Raw genomic sequence first — 16,382 nt, forward strand, 5'->3', positions numbered from 1 at the left:
GCGCCGGGCAAGCAGCGGATTGATCCGCAGGCCGCGGGCGGACATGATCGCCGGCCAGGTAACCCCGTCATGACACATCCGCACTTGGACATTCACCAAAACCAATCGATGCAAGCCCTCTCGGCCCTCAATGAGCGCGCCCGGGAGATCTTCCGCCAGATCGTGGAAAGCTATCTGACGACGGGCGAGCCCGTCGGATCGCGTAACCTTGCGCGCATCCTGCCGATGGCCCTGTCGGCGGCCTCGATCCGCAACGTCATGGCGGATCTCGAACATTCCGGCCTGATCTTCGCGCCTCACACTTCGGCGGGGCGCCTGCCGACCGAACAGGGGCTGCGCTTTTTCGTCGATGCGATGCTCGAACTCGGCGATGTCGGGCAGGACGAGAAGGACCGGATCGAGGGTCAGATGCGCGCGGTCGCCTCGCGCCACACTTTCGAATCCGCGCTCACCGAGGCATCGAGCCTGCTCTCAGGCGTCTCGCGCGGAGCGGGCGTGGTGCTTACCACCAAGGCTAACGCGAGCCTCAAGCATATCGAGTTCGTACGGCTCGACCCCGCCCGCGCCCTGGTCGTGCTGGTTTCGGACGACGGCACCGTCGAGAATCGCCTGCTTGATCTGCCGCCGGGTCTCCCGGCGGGGGCTTTGCAGGAGGCGACGAACTACCTCAACGCCCGTCTCGCCGGGCGGACGCTCGGCGTGCTGAGGGCGGAGATCGAGGCGGGCCGCCTCGCCAAGAAGCGCGAACTGGACGAACTGACCGAGCGGTTGGTCGATGCCGGGCTCGCGACGCCGGTCGGGCCCTCGGAAGCGCGTCGAGCTCATCGTCCGGGGTCAGGCCAACCTGCTGGATGACCTGCGGGCCGCCGAGGATCTCGAACGGATCCGCCTGCTATTCAACGATCTAGAAACGCAGAAGGATGTCATCGACCTCCTGGCCCGCGCCGAGCAGGGGAGGGGGTGCGCATCTTCATCGGCTCCGAGAACAAGCTGTTCTCGCTCTCGGGCTCGTCGCTCATCGCCGCGCCCTTCCGCGACGGATCGCAGAAGATCGTCGGCGTGGTCGGCGTCATCGGCCCGACGCGGCTGAACTATGCCCGCATCGTGCCGATGGTCGATTACACCGCCCGCGTCGTCTCGAAGCTTCTCGACGGCGGGCGGTGATGGCGGGCTAGGCCGGGATCACGTCCACGATCTCGTAGGTGTCGGGATCGATGATGATGATCTCGTCTCTCACGAGGATGAAGTCGTAGCCCTCGTAGGCCGGAACCAGCGAGACGATGGCCGGCGGCAGGCGGTGCAGACGCACCGAACGTGGGATCGCCGTGCCGACGCTCAGAGCGAAATCGACACGGTCGAGGCGCGTGGCGCCGCCGACGCGCGTGATCGACTGGCGGAACTCGGTGCGCTTCGCCGTATCGAGGCGGGTATAGCCGCCCCGCGCCGGTCCGGCGGCATCACGGCCGCCCCGGGCGCCCGGCCCGCGCTCGGCACCACGGCGGTCGCCATCGGCACCCGGCCCGTTGCGATCGCCCCGCTCGGCAGCGCCGTTCCGGTCACCGCGCTCAGCCCCGCCGCGCTCGGCGCCGCCACGCTCCTGTGCGCCGCGCTCGGAAGAGCCGCCACGCTCGGCCGGGCCGCCTGCGCGTTCAGCCGGTCCACCTTGCTCGGCAGGTCCGCCACGCTCGGCGCCGCCAGCGGCCGGGCCGCGACCGCCGCCTTCACCGCCACGCATTCCGCCCGCGCCGCCGCCAGGCTCCACCCGCGCCGGGTCCGCCCGCGGCAGGGCCACCGCTGGCACCGCCGCCCGGTCCACCACCACCGCCGGGGCCGGCCGCCGCGCCACCGCCACCCGCGCCGCCTGCACCTCCGCCCCCCGCACCCCCACCACCGGGACCGCCCTGAGCGAAGGCCGTGGTCGCGCCCGCCATGATGATGGCTGCGGCCACGGTGCCGCGTAGAATCCTGTTCATGTCTCGTCCTCGTCAAACCGAGGGCGCGCCAACCTTGCGCTCGACCCGGGCCGGAACGGGGAGGCAAAGGAAACCGTTCCGGCGCCCCTCGACCGGCGGGTGACAACAGGGCGGGCTCCCCACAGGGAAATCCCTGCGTGCCTTGCGGCAAATGATCCTGCCTGTAACGTCCCCTCACGCCCAAGACGCCGGGCTGGAACCGGCGACACAAATGTTGGAGACGCCATGTCCGTTACCCCCGCTGGCCGCATCGGCATCACGTCGGACGAGCACGATGCCGCCGACAAGCGCCGCCGCATCATGGCCATCGTCGGCTCGTCCTCCGGCAATCTCGTCGAGTGGTACGACTTCTACTGCTACGCCTTCTTCGCGCTGTATTTCGCCCCGGCCTTCTTCCCGAAGGGCGACGCCACGAGCCAGCTGCTCCAGACGGCAGGTATCTTCGCGGTGGGCTTCTTCATGCGGCCGGTGGGCGGGTGGCTGTTCGGACGGATCGGCGACCGCGTCGGCCGCCGGACCTCCATGATCGTCTCCGTGCTGATGATGTGCTTCGGCTCGCTGCTCATCGGCATCCTGCCGACTTACGCCACCGTGGGGACGCTCGCCCCGGTGCTGCTCTTGCTCGCCCGCATGCTTCAGGGCCTATCGGTCGGTGGCGAGTACGGCACCTCCGCGACGTATATGAGCGAGGTGGCGATCAAGGGCCGTCGCGGGTTCTTCGCCTCGTTCCAGTACGTCACCCTGATCGGTGGCCAGCTTCTGGCCTCGCTGGTGCTGGTGACGCTGCAATACTTCATGACCGCTGAGCAGCTGACCGCCTTCGGCTGGCGCATCCCGTTCTTCATCGGCGCGCTGCTCGCCATCGTCGCACTCTATCTCCGGCGCTCCCTCGCCGAGACGAAGGAGGGCGGCGACAAGGAGAACGCAGGCACGTTCAGCGCCCTGTTCAAGCACTGGCGGGCGTTCTGCGTGGTTCTCGCCTACACGGCCGGTGGCTCGCTCAGCTTTTATACCTTCACGACGTACATGCAGAAGTATCTGGTCAACACCGCAGGCATGCCGAAGACGTCGGCTTCTCAGGTGATGACCTGGGTGCTGCTGGTCTACATGCTGATCCAGCCGATCTTCGGAGCCCTGTCGGACAAGATCGGCCGCAAGGCGAACATGATCCTCTACAGCGGCCTCGGCATGCTGATGGTGGTGCCGTTGATGTCGTTCCTCGGCACCAACAAGGATCCCTACCTCGCCTTCGCGATGATCACCCTCGGGCTGGCGGTGATCTCGTTCTACACCGGCATCAGCGGCATCGTGAAAGCCGAGCTGTTCCCCACCAACGTCCGCGCCCTCGGCGTCGGCCTGTCCTACGCCATCGCCAACGCGATGTTCGGCGGCACGGCCGAATTCGCAGCCCTGTGGTTCAAGGATGCGGGAATGGAGAGCACGTTCTTCTGGTACGTGACGGTGATGCTCGCGATCGCCTTCATCGCCTCGCTGATCATGCCGAACCCGAAGGTCCACGGCTATCTCGATGGCTCCGGCACCGTCGAAGAGGCCTTGGGCAAGAAGCGCGGCTTGGTTCACGCCTGAAACAAAAAAGGGGCGGGCCGCAAAGGCCCGCCCCTCGATTCCGAAAGCCTCCGCGTCTCAGTCCTGATCGATCTGGCGACCGATGATGGCGATGGCCTTCTGGTAGACCTGAGCGGCGTTCCAGCCCTGAAGAGCGGCGAAGTTCGGCTCGCCGGGCTGGTAGCCCGCGCCCCGCTGCCAGCCATGGGCCTTCAGGAAGTTCGCCGTGGACGAGAGGGCCGCGCCGACATTGTTCAGGTCGCCGCCCGTGCCGTAGTTCAGCACGTTCTTGGGCAGAAACTGCGTGTGGCCGACCTCGCCATGGGCGGCGCCCCGCGTGCTCGCCGACAGGATGCCTCGATCCACCAAGGTGAGCGCGGCGCGCAACTGATCGGTGAAATATTCCGAGCGACGGCAATCGTAGGCAAGGGTAGCCACGGCCGAGAGGGTGTTCACATTCCCCTTCACGGCGCCGAAGCCGGTCTCCATGCCCCAGATCGCCAGAAGCGGGCCGGGCGGCACGCCGTAGCGCTGCTCGATGGAATCGAACAGAGCGGCGTTGGTGCGCTTGAGGGCGCGACCGCGCTTCACGATGGTCGCGGCGCCGCGCTTGGCCATGAACTGGTCGAGGGACAGCTTGAAGCTGTGCTGGCCGCGATCGGCCGAGATCGTCGCGGTGGAGTAGGTCGTCCCTGCAAGGGCATCCAGGCTCGCCGCGCTGGCCTTGCCCCGGTTCTCGGCGATGAACTCCCGCTTCCAGTTCTCGAACCCGCCCGCGCTGTTGCCGCATTGGGCGGCCTGCGCCTGCGTCAGGGCGCCCCCGAACAAGGCGAGGGCCGCGGCGGCGAGGCTGTAGTGACGCTTCTGTGCAGCCACGTGAAACTCCCGAAAAATCGCACGGGCCGGTTGGACCGCGCGGCAATATCGCTGCGGTCTAAAGCACATCGTGGCCTTTGGCGCACGCCGGACCACCCGCCCGGGGTGCGAAATAATCCCCACTTGGGCAGAAGTGATCGCGGCGTGGTTTCCAGGATGCTTCCGGCCTCACGGGTGCCAGGATCCTGAGGCAAGCGCATCGAACCCGGCATCGAACGGACCGGGCCGAGAAACGTTGGCGTGCGACGGCGGGGAGGCCGGGTGGATGCGGTACGGTCGGGGTCGATGACGAAACCCACCCTTGCGGATGCGCCGGAACTTGCAACGGCCAAGCCCGTAGTGCCCGAAAGCCTCGACCGAGAGGCCCCCGCCTTCAAGATCGTCGAGCTGGAACCTCCTGCGGCGGGTCGGCGCGGCCATCGAGGATGTCGTCGCCCTGATCGAGCAGGAAAAGCCGGACCTGCTGCTGATGCAGGAGGCGACGCGCGGAATCGGCTTCGTGAAGGACCGCGTCGGGGGGCACTATGCCTGGGCGCCCCTGCCGGGCCGGATCCACGGGCTCGCCATGTGGAGCCCCAACCCCTTTCCAACACCGCCGCGCACGGTCACGTTGCCTTCGGGGGCCATCGTCCACCGCGTCTGCCAAGTGCTGGACCTCGGCACGTTCGGCGTCGCGAACGTGCACCTGTCCCACGGGCAAGTGCTGAACCGGCGTCAGCTTCGCCGCATCGTCGCGAGCTTGCCGCCGCGCGCGGCCGTGCTGGGCGATTACAACATCGTCGGTCCCGCCATGGTGCCGGGCTTCCGGGATATCGGCCCGCGTCGTCCGACGCATGCGATGATCGAAGTGCTACCCCTGCGCCTCGACCGCTGCCTCGCCCGGGGCCTCGTCTGCCGTGAGAGCGCCGTGCTGCCGCGCGGTCCCTCGGACCACCGGCCCATCGTCGTCCATCTCTGCCCGGAGCCGGAAGCGCACCGGCCGCTCAGAGGTATGGCAGCAGCAGCCGAACGGCTGCGTCGCGCAGGCGAACGGGCAAGGACCGCCCTTCGAGATCCCGCGCCGTGAGAGGCAGATCCATCTTGGACACGATCAGCGCATCGATCTGAGCGGCCAGAGCCTCATCGATCACCTCGACATTCAGCTCGAAGTTGAGCCGGAAGCTGCGCATGTCCCAGTTGGCGCTGCCGACGAAGCACCAGACGTCGTCGACAACCATCGCCTTGGCGTGGTCGAACGCATCGCGATCGAGATAGACCCGCACCCCGGACCGGATCAGTACGTCGAGATGGGCGCGCATCGCCCAATCGATGAAACGGTGGTCGCTCACGGCGGGGATCACGACCTCGACGGTGACGCCCCGGGTCGAAGCCTGCATCAGGGCGCCGGTCACCAATTCGTCCGGCAGGAAGTAGGGCGTGGCGATGCGGACCCGCCGCCGGGCGCAACCGAGCGCCTGGATCACCACCTGCTCGATCTTCTGCACGTCCGCATCCGGCCCCGAGGTCACGGCGCGGGCCACCGTGTCGCCGATGGCTGGTGCCTCCATGAACCAGGGCGGACCGTCGAGATTCTCGCCGTCCGCGAAGGCCCAGTCGGCCGCGAAGGCTGTGGCCAATTGGTCCACGACCGGTCCCTCCACGAAGTAGTGGATGTCGCGGATCGGGTGCTCAGGCTTCGTCGAGACTCGGTTCGCCTGGGCGATGTTCAGGCCGCCGGTGTAAGCGGTAAGCCCGTCGAGGATCAGCAGCTTCTTGTGGTTGCGCAGGTTCAGGAACGGCATTCGCCACGGCAGGGCGGAATGCATGAACAGGGCAGCGGGCACGCCCGCCGCGCGGAGGCGCTTGTAGGCGGGGGTGAGGAAGTACCCGCCGCCGATACCATCGATGATGACCCTCACCTCGACGCCCCGGATCTTCGCCTCGGCCAGAGCCGTGCAGAACTCGCGTCCGGTCTCATCGTCCTTGAAAATGTAGCTCGTCATGGCGACGCTGGCCCGCGCTGCGCGGATCGCCGCGAGCATCTCCGGGTAGGCCTCGTCGCCGTTGCGGAACATCCGCACCCGGTTGCCCTTGAGCGCGGGCGCTCCGGTGATGCGCCGGATCGCCCGGTCGAGCGGCCAAAGCTCCCTCGGCACCACCTCATCGTCTGTATCGGGCGGCGGCACCGCTTCGGAAGGCCGCCCGCGCATCTTGCGCGCCCGCCGGTAGACCCGATTGATCCCGAGAAGGAGGTACAAGGCCGACCCGAAGATCGGCGAAAGCCACGCGAGCCCAATCCAGCCGACCGCCACGCTCACCCGGCGCTTGCGCAGCAGGGCGTGCAGGGTCACCGCCAGCGCGAGCCCGATGCCGACGAGCGCTTCGACATCCGCGCGCAGTAGCGCGGTCGAGTTGATCCAACGGAAGACGACCTGGTCCACTTGCATCCTGCGGGGTGAAGCCTTCCGGCGATATAGCCCAGCCTCGGCGCAAGTCCGCCCGAATCGCGGATAAGTCGTCAGTTCTTCAGTGGCGGGTCGCAGCGGAAGCCGCTGCCATCGAGCGCGCTGTACACGATGCGCCCGCCCGCATGCAGGCAACGCGTCTTCGCCGCCTCATGCGGCCGGTGGAAGCTCCAGATCGTGAACATCGGCCCGACCGTGGCGATGCAGACCACGCCGATCAGAAGGGCGGCCGCCCAAGTCGGCCCATCGCGCTCGGGGCGCGGGGGACGTGGCGGTGGCATCGCCCCGTAGAAGGCCAGGGTGAGGCCGATCAAGTCGGTGGTGGCTGTCATCGCCCGTCCCGCACCGGCACGCCCGCATGTCGCGGGATGCCCGGAAGTGTAGGGCCGGCGAGGGTCCGCGCCTACACCCCTACGCCGCGACGGGGGCGCGGCGGATCACCCCTCCCAGACCGGTCGGCGCTTCGTCAGGAAAGCATCAATGCCCTCCTGCGCGTCGGCCATGGCCATGTTCTTCGTCATCACGGCAGCGGTGTAGGCATAGGCCTCGTCCAGGCCCATCTCGATCTGCTTGGCAAAAGCTTCCTTGCCCACCGCCAGCACCCGGCGCGCCTTCGCTGCGATGGCACCGGCCATGGCCGCGACGGCCAAGTCCAGGTCGGCGACGGGGACGACGCGGTTCACCAGCCCGATCCGCAGGGCTTCGGCTGCCGGGACCGGCTCGCCCAGCAGCAACATCTCCATCGCGGCCTTGCGCGGCACCGCCCGCGACAGGGCGACCATTGGCGTGGAGCAGAACAGGCCGATCTGGACGCCGGGGGTCGCGAAGCGCGCATCCTCGGTGCAGATGGCAAGATCGCAGGAGGCGACAAGCTGGCAACCCGCCGCCGTTGCAATGCCGTGGACCTGGGCGATGACCGGCTTCGGCAGACGCACGAGGCTCGTCATCAACCGGGCGCAGGTCTTGAACAGGTGCTCGGTCGCTTCCGGCGAGGGATTGGCGCGCATCTCACGCAGATCGTGTCCGGCGCAGAAGGCGGGACCGGCGGCGCGCAGCACCACGACGCGAACCGAATCATCCTCGCTAATTGCGTCGAGCGTGTCTTGCAGCGCGTTCATCAGCCCGAGCGACAGCGCGTTGCGCGCGGCCGGGCGGTTGAGGGTCAACGTCGCGATGCCTTCCGCATCCTGCCGCAGCAGGACAGGTTCGTCGGCGGCGGCCAGGGACTGGCTAGCGGACATCGGCGTTTCCCTCCAGCCCGCCCGTCCTTGCGCGACGGGCTTCAGGCGCGAGGGAAATGATCTAGCACGGGAGGGCCGGGCTGCGCAGATCGGGCTCGGCGGCCTCGGCAAGGGCGAGGTCGAGACGCGCGAAATCGGCGCCGGGACCGTTCCACCAGACCGGCGGGAGCCGGTCGAGGCGCCCCAAAGCCCGCGCGTAGCTCGGCGCGAGGGCGCTATCGACGATGGCGATGCTCGCACCGGACAGAATGAGCGCCAGTTCGGGCGCATCGATCCCGGGATCGAGATCCTTGGTCCGCGCACCGACCCAGGCGAAGCCTTGGCGCAGGGCGGCGGCTTCTAAGGGATCGGCGACCATCAGGACCGCCATGTCGCCGAAGCTTATGCCCTCGTCCCGCGCCCACTTTGCGCAGGCTCCGGGAACGAAGGGCGAGGAGTGTTCCGCCTCCGGGACCGGGCGCAGGGGCACCGGCTTTTCCGAAGTGACGGGGAGAGTCACGCTGTATCTGGCGCCAAGCATGCGGTGCGGACCGGCCTGTATGTTCAAGCTGAACCATTCCGGGTTCGCGCGATCGGGTTAAGACTTTCTGATACCGCGCCCTTCGTTGCGACAGATCGGCTCGAAAACGGCCAATTCAGCGCCTGCAGCACAGCCTATGGCCAATAGCCGGTGAAGATTACGCAGAGAAAGCGCCCTGGCGCGCGGGGCCCGAACGTCTATCTGTGCACCCGCCGAGCGGCCCACACGACGAGGCCGCACGTTTTCGGAGGAGTTTATTTTATGCGCCATCTCGCCCCGCTCGCTGCGGTCCTCTTCCTGTGCGGCCCGGCGCAGGCCGAGATCCGCAACGCGCCATCCCCGCGCGCCATGGAATTGGCTGCCTACATCTTCGCGGCATCGAATGTCTGCGGATTCCGGATCGGTGGACCCGAATTCGAGGCCCTGCTCGCCAAACAGAACGCCCGTGTTTCGGACATCCAGGCGGGAGGTCCCTTCGGCACCCGCGTCCAGATGATGTTCACGCTGATGTCGAACCAGATGCAGCCGAACCGCGAGGGCTCCTGTACGGCAGTGGCCGGGGAATACGGCCCGGAGGGCAACATCGCCCGCAACGTCCTCCAGCCCTCGGATGCCGTGCCCGAGGCGCAGAAGCCCGCCGCGCCGCCGGCCAAGCCCGCGCAATAACCTAGCCGAGTCGCCAGTCGATCGGCGTCCGGCCCCGTTCGGCGAGCCATGCATTGGCCCGTCCGAACGGGTCGGAACCCGGAAAATCCCTTGCCCGGTTGAGGGGCGAGGGATGGCCGCTCTCTACGATGCCGTGGCGGCTGGCGTCGATGAGCCCGGCCCTGGCGCGGGCCTGCGCTCCCCAGAGCAAGAAGATCGTCGGCTCCGTCCGGGCAGCGACGGCGGACACAGCCTCGTCCGTCAGTGCAGACCAGCCCAATCGTAGATGCGCCCCGGCCTTCCCCGCCTCCACGGTGAGCGCGCTGTTGAGAAGGAGTACGCCCTGGCGCGCCCAGGGTGTGAGATCGCCCGCAGCCGCGCGCGGCGAGCCTGCTTCCGCCAGAATCACCTTGAGCGAGGCGGGGAGGCGCCCCTTTCCGACATAAGAGAAGGCGAGCCCATTCGCATCGCCCGGAGTGGGGTAGGGGTCCTGGCCGAGGATCACCGCCTTTACGTCGGGAAGAGGCGTCTCGCGCAGCGCGCGGAAGATGTCGCTGGCGGCGGGGAGCACCTGGGCCCCTGCGGCGATGCGCCCGTCGACCTTCCGAGCGACCTCGTCCGCCGCACCGTCTCGGAAGAAGGGCAGGGCAAGCCAGGGGGAACCGGTCTCGCGAAAGGCGGCAAGGGCGGCGGCGACGGGCCGGTCGGTCATCGATCTGAGAGATTCCCATGATGCGGGAGCGGTTGCCGCCGCGGATCGCGCCCTTATACCGGGAAAGGTACCGGGTCTCGGCCCGGTGCCGCCTTCGCCGGAGGCGCCCGGCGACCTACATAGGGCGAGCCCGCCACGGCGGGTCCGATCTCAAGCCATGACAAGGAATCGGCGCCAGGGCGCCGTAACGCTCTGATGAACGAACGCATCGAACCAGCCGCGCTCGCCGATAACCGGCCCGTCGCCCTCGGCGACAGGGGACCGCTGACCCTGCCGACCGACCATCCGCCGGTTCGCTGGGGCCGCGTCGGCGTACTGCTCATGAACCTCGGCACGCCGGAAGGCACGACCTACTGGCCGATGCGCCGGTATTTGAAGGAGTTCCTGTCCGACCGCCGCGTCATCGAGGTGCCGCGCCTGATCTGGTGGCCGCTCCTCAACCTCATCATTTTGTCCAAGCGTCCGGGTCCGAAGGGGCGCGACTACGCCAGCGTCTGGAACAACGAGCTGAACGAGGGGCCTCTCAAGACCATCACCCGCGGCCAGAGCGACAAGCTCCAGGCGGCGATGGGCGAGAGCGTCGTGGTCGATTGGGCGATGCGCTACGGCAAGCCGGAGGTCGCGGGCCGCATACAGGCTCTGCTCGACCAGGGCTGCGACCGCATCCTGCTCGTGCCGCTCTACCCGCAATACGCTGCCGCCACTTCGGCGACCGCCTGCGACCAAGCCTTCCGCGCCCTGATGGACATGCGCTGGCAGCCGACCGTGCGGGTTTCGCCGCCCTATCACGACGATGCGGTCTACATCGAAGCCATGGCCCAATCGATCCGCGATGGGCTCGCCAAGCTCGACTTCGAGCCCGAGGTGATCCTCACCTCGTTCCACGGCGTGCCGCGCAGCTATCTGCTGAAGGGCGACCCCTACCACTGCCAGTGCCACAAGACCGGCCGCCTCATCCGGGAAGCCCTGGGCTTCTCGCCCGAGCGGATGCGCGTCACCTTCCAGTCGCGCTTCGGCAACGAAGAATGGCTGAAGCCCTATACCGACGAGACGGTGATGGAGCTGGCCAAGTCGGGCGTGAAGCGCATGGCCATCGTGGCGCCCGGCTTCACCGCCGATTGCCTGGAAACGCTCGAAGAGCTCGACGGTGAGAATCGCCACTATTTCGAGGAGAATGGCGGCGAGCAATTCGCCTATATCCCCTGCCTCAACGACACCGACCTCGGCATGAAGGTCATCGAGCACGTCGTGCGACGGGAGCTTCAGGGCTGGATCTGACGCCCGCCCATCGGCGAAAAATTGCATGATACCGCCGGTTGCGCTTGCTGCGCGACCGGCGCGGCCTATCATCCTCTCAGCGGACGTGAGTCCGGTCCATAAAATGGGAGGGTCATGACGTGGCGTTCTTTATCGGTATCGCCTGTCCGTGGATCCTGGTCATCGTGCTCGACCGGCTCTCGGAATCCCGGCGCCTGTCCGAACTGGAATCGCTGGGCGTGGCACCCCGTCCTGCCGGGAACTCGGCGTACATTACCAAGCCCGACCGGCCGTACTAGCTTCGAACGCCTCCGTTAGGGGAACGATCCAGGGCACAGCGACGTCTCAGGACGTCACGGCACCCCGGATCGCGTCGCTCGTGATGTAGGCAGCGAGCCAGGCTTCGCCTACTTCGCGGCGGGCGTCTGCGGCGCGGCGGCGGGCGCATCCTTGCGATCGATCTTTGCCTCGGCGCGCAGCTTCAGGATGAGATCCTGCTGTGCCTTGCGGATGAGGTGCTGATCGATCTGCTCCTTCAGTTCGTCGAAGGTCGGCTGAGGCTTGGTGCGCTTCTCCTCAACCTTGATGACGTGCCAGCCGAACTGCGTCTTCACCGGATCGGAGACCGTGCCCGGCTTCATGGCGAAGGCGGCCGTGGCAAAATCGGGGACCATGCGCTCCTTGGTGAACCAGCCGAGATCACCGCCCTCGGTCTTGGAGCCGGGATCCTTCGAGGTCTCGGCGGCCACCTTGGAGAAATCTTCGCCGCCCTTGATGCGCTCAGCGATCTTCTTGGCCTCGCCCTCGCTCTCCACGAGGATGTGTCGGGCGTGGATCTCTTCCTCGGGCTTCATCAGCTTGACCGACTGGTCGTAAACCGCCTTCTCGGCCTCGGGCGTCACCGCCTTCTTGGCCTCCTGCTCGAGGTAATCGTCGAGCAGCAGCTTGTCGCGGAAATAGGCCATCTTGCGCTTGAAGTCGGCGCCGTCGCCGACCTTGGCCGCCTCGGCGGCCTGCGCGCCGACCTTCAGGTCGACCATGTAGTCCACGAGCAGATTTTTCTTCTGCGCCTCGTCCACACCCGGCAGGGACAGGGCGGGGTCGTCGGCGGCGATCGCGATATCCGCCTGCGTGATCGGCTGGCCGTTCACCGTCGCGACGACCGCGGCCGGGTCGGCGGGAGCCGGAGAGGCGGTTGGGGCAGGGGCTGCCTTGTCGGCCGGGGGCGTCTGGGCCGCCGCCGCGCCGGAGAGGGCGAGCGCCAACGCGAGCGCGCTGGCGCGCCGGAGCAGAGCATGGGTCGGCATGGAAGATACCTCGGTCGGCCTGTCGATAGCCGGTTCGGCGGCGGGGGCCCTAACCCCCCGTAGGCTGCCAATCCGGCGGCGGCAGAGGTGGCCCGGCGGCTCGCAGAACGCAAGCGGAGCCGTAAATCGCAACCATTCGGGGCTCCGGCTCTTTCAGGTGCACGGGGCGATGTTTACCTCTATAAGCCGCCCCATTCCGCCCAGGCCGGCCCGCGACGTCACGTCCGTCGGCGGGCACGCCCGTCCGCAGGTTTACGATGCTCGGCTCGCTCGCCAAGAAGATTTTCGGCTCCTCAAACGACCGCCGCGTGAAGGGCTACCGCCCCCGCGTCGCTCAGATCAACGCCCTGGAGCCCGAGATCGCGGCGCTGAGCGACGACCAGCTTCGCGCCCGTACCGACATGCTCAAGGCCGAACTCGCGGCGGGCAAGAGCCTGGATGACATCCTCGTCCCCGCCTTCGCCACCGTCCGCGAGGCGGCCAAGCGCGTGCTGGGCCAGCGCCACTTCGACGTGCAGCTCATCGGCGGCATGGTGCTTCACGAAGGCGGCATCTCCGAGATGAAGACCGGTGAGGGTAAGACCCTCGTCGCCACCGCGCCGGTCTATCTGAACGCCCTCGAGGGCAAGGGCGTCCACGTCATCACCGTGAACGACTACCTCGCCAGCCGCGACGCGGAGTGGATGGGTCGGGTCTACCGCTTCCTCGGCCTCACCGTCGGCACCATCGTGCACGGGCTGGACGATGAGCAGCGCAAGGCGTCCTACGCCTGCGACATCACCTACGGCACGAACAACGAGTTCGGGTTCGACTACCTGCGCGACAATATGAAGTACGAGATCGCGCAGCTCGCGCAGCGCGGCCACAATTACGCGATCGTGGACGAGGTCGACTCGATCCTCATCGACGAGGCGCGCACGCCGCTCATCATCTCCGGCCCGGTGGACGACCGCTCGGAACTCTACATGGCCGTCGACGGCGTGATGCCGCTGCTGGAGCCAGCGCATTACGATCTGGACGAGAAGCAGCGCACCGTCTCGCTGACCGAAGAGGGCAACGAATTCCTAGAGGATGCGCTGCGCGCGGCGGGCATTTTGAAAGAGGGCGACCTCTACGACGCCCACAACGTCACCATCGTTCACCACGTGAACCAGGCACTGCGCGCCCACACCCTGTTCACGCGCGACAAGGACTACATCGTCCGCAACGACGAAGTCGTGATCATCGACGAGTTCACCGGCCGCATGATGCAGGGCCGCCGCTACTCGGAAGGCCTCCACCAGGCGCTCGAGGCGAAGGAACGCGTGACGATCCAGCCCGAGAACCAGACACTCGCCTCGATTACCTTCCAGAACTACTTCCGCCTGTACAAGAAGCTCGCCGGCATGACCGGCACGGCCTCGACCGAGGCGGACGAGTTCGCCGAGATCTACAAGCTCGACGTGGTCGACATCCCGACCAACAAGGAGATCGAGCGCGTCGACGAGGACGACGAGGTCTATCGGACCGTCGAGGAAAAATATCAGGCAATTATCCAGGAAATCGCCAAGGCGCATGCGCGTCATCAGCCGATCCTGGTCGGCACGGGGTCGATCGAGAAGTCGGAATACCTCGCCGACATGCTGGTGAAGGCGGGCTACACCCCGCTCGACTATTCCGACCCGAACGCGCTGACCGACGTCTACAAGGCCGCCCGCGAGGGCCGCGTGACCAAGCGCTTCGCCGTGCTTAATGCCCGCTTCCACGAGCAGGAGGCGTATATTGTCGCCGAGGCCGGCGTGCCGGGCGCCATCACCATCGCCACTAACATGGCCGGTCGCGGCACCGACATCAAACTCGGCGGCAACGTCGAGATGCGGGTCGAAAAGGAACTGGCGAACGTGCCCGAGGGGCCGGAGCGCGACGCCGCCATTGAGGCGATCAAGGCGGAGATTGCCGAGAACCGCGCCAAGGTTCTCGCGTCCGGCGAGCCGGCTGACCCGGCGGCGGGCCGCAAGAAGGCGCTGCCCGGCGGTCTCTACATCATCGGTACGGAGCGCCACGAATCGCGGCGCATCGACAACCAGCTCCGCGGCCGCTCGGGCCGTCAGGGCGATCCCGGCCGCTCGAAATTCTACCTGTCCCTCAAGGATGACCTGATGCGGATCTTCGGGTCCGACCGCATGGACGGGATGCTGCAGAAGCTCGGTTTGGAGCAGGGCGAGGCGATCATCCACCCCTGGATCAACCGGGCGATCGAGAAGGCGCAGCAGAAGGTCGAAGCGCGCAACTTCGACATGCGCAAGAACGTGCTTAAGTACGACAACGTCATGAACGACCAGCGCAAGGTCGTGTTCGAGCAGCGCCGCGACTTCATGGGTCAGGACAGCGTCCGCGAGACCGTGGACGACATGCGCGAAGGCGTGGTGGACGACATCGTCACGCGTCACATCCCGCCGGATACCTATGCCGAGCAATGGGACGCCGAGGGCCTCCGCGAGGCAGTGAAGCAGAGCCTCAACCTCGATATCCCCGCCGAGGATTGGGTGAAGGAAGAGGGAATTGCGGATGAGGAAATCCGCGAACGCCTGATGAAACTGGCCGATCAAGCCTATCATGAGCGCGTCGAGAAAAACGGCGCCGAGGTCTCGGCCTACATCGAGAAGCAGGTCCTGCTGCAGAGCCTCGACCATCTCTGGCGCGAGCATCTCGTGACGCTGGATCACCTGCGGCAGGTGGTAGGCTGGCGCGGCATCGCCCAGCGCGACCCGCTGAACGAGTACAAGTCCGAGGCGTTCGAGCTGTTCAACAGCCTCGTTGCCTCCCTGCGCGAGCAGGTGACGGGCCAGCTCTCTCGCATCGAGGTGATGTTCCAGCAGGACGAGGCTCCGCCCATGGAGAACCCCAGCCTGCCTCCGATGTTCGCCCAGCACCTCGATCCCGTGACCGGCGAGAATGAGATGGATTACGCTCGCGGCAGCGGCAGCGATGGTGGCGGCGGACCGGCCTACGGCTATGCCGCGCAGGCACTCTCGGCCGACACCGCCGTGTTGGAGCGTGACCCGAACGACGAGTCGACCTGGGGTCGCGTCGCGCGTAACGAGCCGTGCCCCTGCGGCTCCGGCAAGAAGTACAAGCACTGCCACGGCAGCTTCGCGGCGTGAGCTCCCGCTCCCTCTTCGTTGCCGGAGCGGGAACCGAGATCGGCAAGACCTACGTGACGGCGGCGCTTACGCGCCGCCTTCGCGAACGCGGCCCGGTCCTCGCCCTCAAGCCACTGGCGAGCGGCGTTGCTCCGGTCACTCATCCGGCCTTCGGAGAGAGCGACACGGCCAGGCTGCTCGACGCGCAGGGCCTGGCTGTCACCGAGGACGCGGTTGCGGCCTGTTCGCCCTGGCGCTTCGCTGCACCGCTTGCGCCCAATCAGGCCGCCGCGATCGAGGGCTACTCGCTTCATCTGGATGAGATCGTCGGATGGTGCCGCAGCCGCGTCGCGTCATCGCCTCATCCCATCGTGATCGAGGGCGTCGGCGGGCTGATGAGCCCGATCACGGAGGAGGCCACGGGGCTCGACTGGATCGAGGCCCTGGCAATTCCTGTGGTGCTGGTGTCCGGCAGTTATCTGGGGTCGATCAGCCACGCCCTTACGGCCGCCGAGGTATTGCGTCTGCGCGGTCAGGTGGTGAAGGCGGTCGTCGTCAGCGAAAGCGAAGGCGCGCCGACACCCCCGCAAACTGTGGCCGCCGAGATTCGTCGACGCGTGTCCTGCCCCGTCTTCTGCATGAAACGCGGCGAACCGGCACCGGACGCCCTCGCCGATCTTCTCTGATCCCGCCAGCAGCGAGCAGCCATTCACCAATAA

15 protein-coding genes and 1 pseudogene are annotated in these 16,382 nt (G+C 67.1%); 8 read left to right on the forward strand and 8 right to left on the reverse strand.

Annotated features, from left to right (window positions below; translation table 11 throughout):
* The first annotated feature begins 108 nt into the window (after positions 1-108).
* Positions 109-1,164 (forward strand): annotated as a pseudogene (hrcA, locus tag ACFQE0_RS13495) (heat-inducible transcriptional repressor HrcA).
* Positions 1,165-1,171: 7 nt separating this feature from the next.
* Here hrcA and ACFQE0_RS13500 read toward each other — a convergent pair.
* The gene (locus ACFQE0_RS13500; protein ID WP_378970377.1) at positions 1,172-1,891 is read right to left on the reverse strand and encodes a DUF1236 domain-containing protein; all 720 of its coding nucleotides are present in this window, start codon (positions 1,889-1,891) and stop codon (positions 1,172-1,174) included.
* Positions 1,892-2,198: 307 nt separating this feature from the next.
* On the opposite strand from ACFQE0_RS13500, the gene ACFQE0_RS13505 reads away from it, so the two are divergent.
* Positions 2,199-3,560, forward strand: a complete 1,362-nt coding sequence (locus tag ACFQE0_RS13505) for an MFS family transporter (RefSeq protein ID WP_378970379.1) — start codon at positions 2,199-2,201, stop codon at positions 3,558-3,560.
* 57 nt (positions 3,561-3,617) lie between these two features.
* Here ACFQE0_RS13505 and ACFQE0_RS13510 read toward each other — a convergent pair whose 3' ends face one another.
* Positions 3,618-4,367, reverse strand: a complete 750-nt coding sequence (locus ACFQE0_RS13510; RefSeq protein WP_378975472.1) for a lytic murein transglycosylase — start codon at positions 4,365-4,367, stop codon at positions 3,618-3,620.
* A gap of 445 nt (positions 4,368-4,812) precedes the next feature.
* Here ACFQE0_RS13510 and ACFQE0_RS13515 point away from each other — a divergent pair, with 445 nt between their 5' ends.
* The gene (locus ACFQE0_RS13515) at positions 4,813-5,481 is read left to right on the forward strand and encodes an endonuclease/exonuclease/phosphatase family protein (RefSeq protein ID WP_378975474.1); all 669 of its coding nucleotides are present in this window, start codon (positions 4,813-4,815) and stop codon (positions 5,479-5,481) included.
* Here the strand turns inward: ACFQE0_RS13515 and ACFQE0_RS13520 are convergent.
* From ACFQE0_RS13520 to ACFQE0_RS13535, 4 genes are all read right to left on the reverse strand, one after another.
* Positions 5,399-6,835, reverse strand: a complete 1,437-nt coding sequence (locus ACFQE0_RS13520; protein WP_378970381.1) for a phospholipase D-like domain-containing protein — start codon at positions 6,833-6,835, stop codon at positions 5,399-5,401. The two genes, ACFQE0_RS13515 and ACFQE0_RS13520, sit on opposite strands and share 83 nt — an antisense overlap.
* Positions 6,836-6,912: 77 nt before the next feature.
* On the reverse strand, positions 6,913-7,191 hold the full coding sequence (locus tag ACFQE0_RS13525) for a hypothetical protein (protein ID WP_378970383.1): 279 nt from the start codon (positions 7,189-7,191) through the stop codon (positions 6,913-6,915).
* A gap of 105 nt (positions 7,192-7,296) precedes the next feature.
* The gene (locus ACFQE0_RS13530; protein WP_378970386.1) at positions 7,297-8,100 is read right to left on the reverse strand and encodes an enoyl-CoA hydratase; all 804 of its coding nucleotides are present in this window, start codon (positions 8,098-8,100) and stop codon (positions 7,297-7,299) included.
* Positions 8,101-8,161: 61 nt separating this feature from the next.
* On the reverse strand, positions 8,162-8,620 hold the full coding sequence (locus tag ACFQE0_RS13535; RefSeq protein WP_378970388.1) for an AMP-dependent synthetase: 459 nt from the start codon (positions 8,618-8,620) through the stop codon (positions 8,162-8,164).
* A gap of 261 nt (positions 8,621-8,881) precedes the next feature.
* On the opposite strand from ACFQE0_RS13535, the gene ACFQE0_RS13540 reads away from it, so the two are divergent.
* The gene (locus tag ACFQE0_RS13540; protein ID WP_378970391.1) at positions 8,882-9,286 is read left to right on the forward strand and encodes a hypothetical protein; all 405 of its coding nucleotides are present in this window, start codon (positions 8,882-8,884) and stop codon (positions 9,284-9,286) included.
* A gap of 1 nt (position 9,287) precedes the next feature.
* Here the strand turns inward: ACFQE0_RS13540 and ACFQE0_RS13545 are convergent, their stop codons facing one another.
* Positions 9,288-9,977 carry a uracil-DNA glycosylase gene (locus ACFQE0_RS13545; RefSeq protein ID WP_378970393.1) on the reverse strand — a complete coding sequence of 230 codons (690 nt, stop codon included), beginning with the start codon at positions 9,975-9,977 and terminating at the stop codon, positions 9,288-9,290.
* 195 nt (positions 9,978-10,172) lie between these two features.
* On the opposite strand from ACFQE0_RS13545, the gene hemH reads away from it, so the two are divergent.
* Both hemH and ACFQE0_RS13555 read left to right on the forward strand, forming a co-directional pair.
* Positions 10,173-11,255 carry a ferrochelatase gene (gene hemH / locus ACFQE0_RS13550; protein WP_378970396.1) on the forward strand — a complete coding sequence of 361 codons (1,083 nt, stop codon included), beginning with the start codon at positions 10,173-10,175 and terminating at the stop codon, positions 11,253-11,255.
* A gap of 119 nt (positions 11,256-11,374) precedes the next feature.
* Positions 11,375-11,533 (forward strand): hypothetical protein, encoded by a 159-nt coding sequence (locus tag ACFQE0_RS13555; protein WP_378970398.1) that lies wholly within the window; start codon positions 11,375-11,377, stop codon positions 11,531-11,533.
* Positions 11,534-11,641: 108 nt separating this feature from the next.
* Here ACFQE0_RS13555 and ACFQE0_RS13560 read toward each other — a convergent pair whose 3' ends face one another.
* Positions 11,642-12,541, reverse strand: a complete 900-nt coding sequence (locus tag ACFQE0_RS13560) for a peptidylprolyl isomerase (RefSeq protein ID WP_378970399.1) — start codon at positions 12,539-12,541, stop codon at positions 11,642-11,644.
* A 257-nt stretch (positions 12,542-12,798) separates the two neighbouring features.
* Here ACFQE0_RS13560 and secA point away from each other — a divergent pair, with 257 nt between their 5' ends.
* A complete protein-coding gene (gene secA / locus ACFQE0_RS13565) occupies positions 12,799-15,684 on the forward strand; it encodes a preprotein translocase subunit SecA (RefSeq protein ID WP_378970402.1) in 2,886 nt (961 codons plus the stop codon).
* Complete coding sequence (gene bioD, locus ACFQE0_RS13570; RefSeq protein ID WP_378970405.1) at positions 15,681-16,349, forward strand: dethiobiotin synthase; 669 nt, start codon at positions 15,681-15,683, stop codon at positions 16,347-16,349. Before secA ends, bioD begins: the two co-directional genes overlap by 4 nt.
* Positions 16,350-16,382: the final 33 nt, after the last annotated feature.

This window comes from Methylobacterium komagatae (assembly GCF_042661665.1).
Lineage (GTDB): Bacteria > Pseudomonadota > Alphaproteobacteria > Rhizobiales > Beijerinckiaceae > Methylobacterium > Methylobacterium komagatae.

Excerpts from the sequence above, each read along its gene's own strand:
- ACFQE0_RS13505 (WP_378970379.1), top strand. The coding sequence starts at position 2,199 with ATGTCCGTTACCCCCGCTGGCCGCATCGGCATCACGTCGGACGAGCAC.
- ACFQE0_RS13525 (WP_378970383.1), bottom strand. The coding sequence starts at position 7,191 with ATGACAGCCACCACCGACTTGATCGGCCTCACCCTGGCCTTCTACGGG.
- ACFQE0_RS13530 (WP_378970386.1), bottom strand. The coding sequence starts at position 8,100 with ATGTCCGCTAGCCAGTCCCTGGCCGCCGCCGACGAACCTGTCCTGCTG.
- ACFQE0_RS13535 (WP_378970388.1), bottom strand. The coding sequence starts at position 8,620 with ATGCTTGGCGCCAGATACAGCGTGACTCTCCCCGTCACTTCGGAAAAG.
- ACFQE0_RS13540 (WP_378970391.1), top strand. The coding sequence starts at position 8,882 with ATGCGCCATCTCGCCCCGCTCGCTGCGGTCCTCTTCCTGTGCGGCCCG.
- ACFQE0_RS13545 (WP_378970393.1), bottom strand. The coding sequence starts at position 9,977 with ATGACCGACCGGCCCGTCGCCGCCGCCCTTGCCGCCTTTCGCGAGACC.
- hemH (WP_378970396.1), top strand. The coding sequence starts at position 10,173 with ATGAACGAACGCATCGAACCAGCCGCGCTCGCCGATAACCGGCCCGTC.
- ACFQE0_RS13560 (WP_378970399.1), bottom strand. The coding sequence starts at position 12,541 with ATGCCGACCCATGCTCTGCTCCGGCGCGCCAGCGCGCTCGCGTTGGCG.
- secA (WP_378970402.1), top strand. The coding sequence starts at position 12,799 with ATGCTCGGCTCGCTCGCCAAGAAGATTTTCGGCTCCTCAAACGACCGC.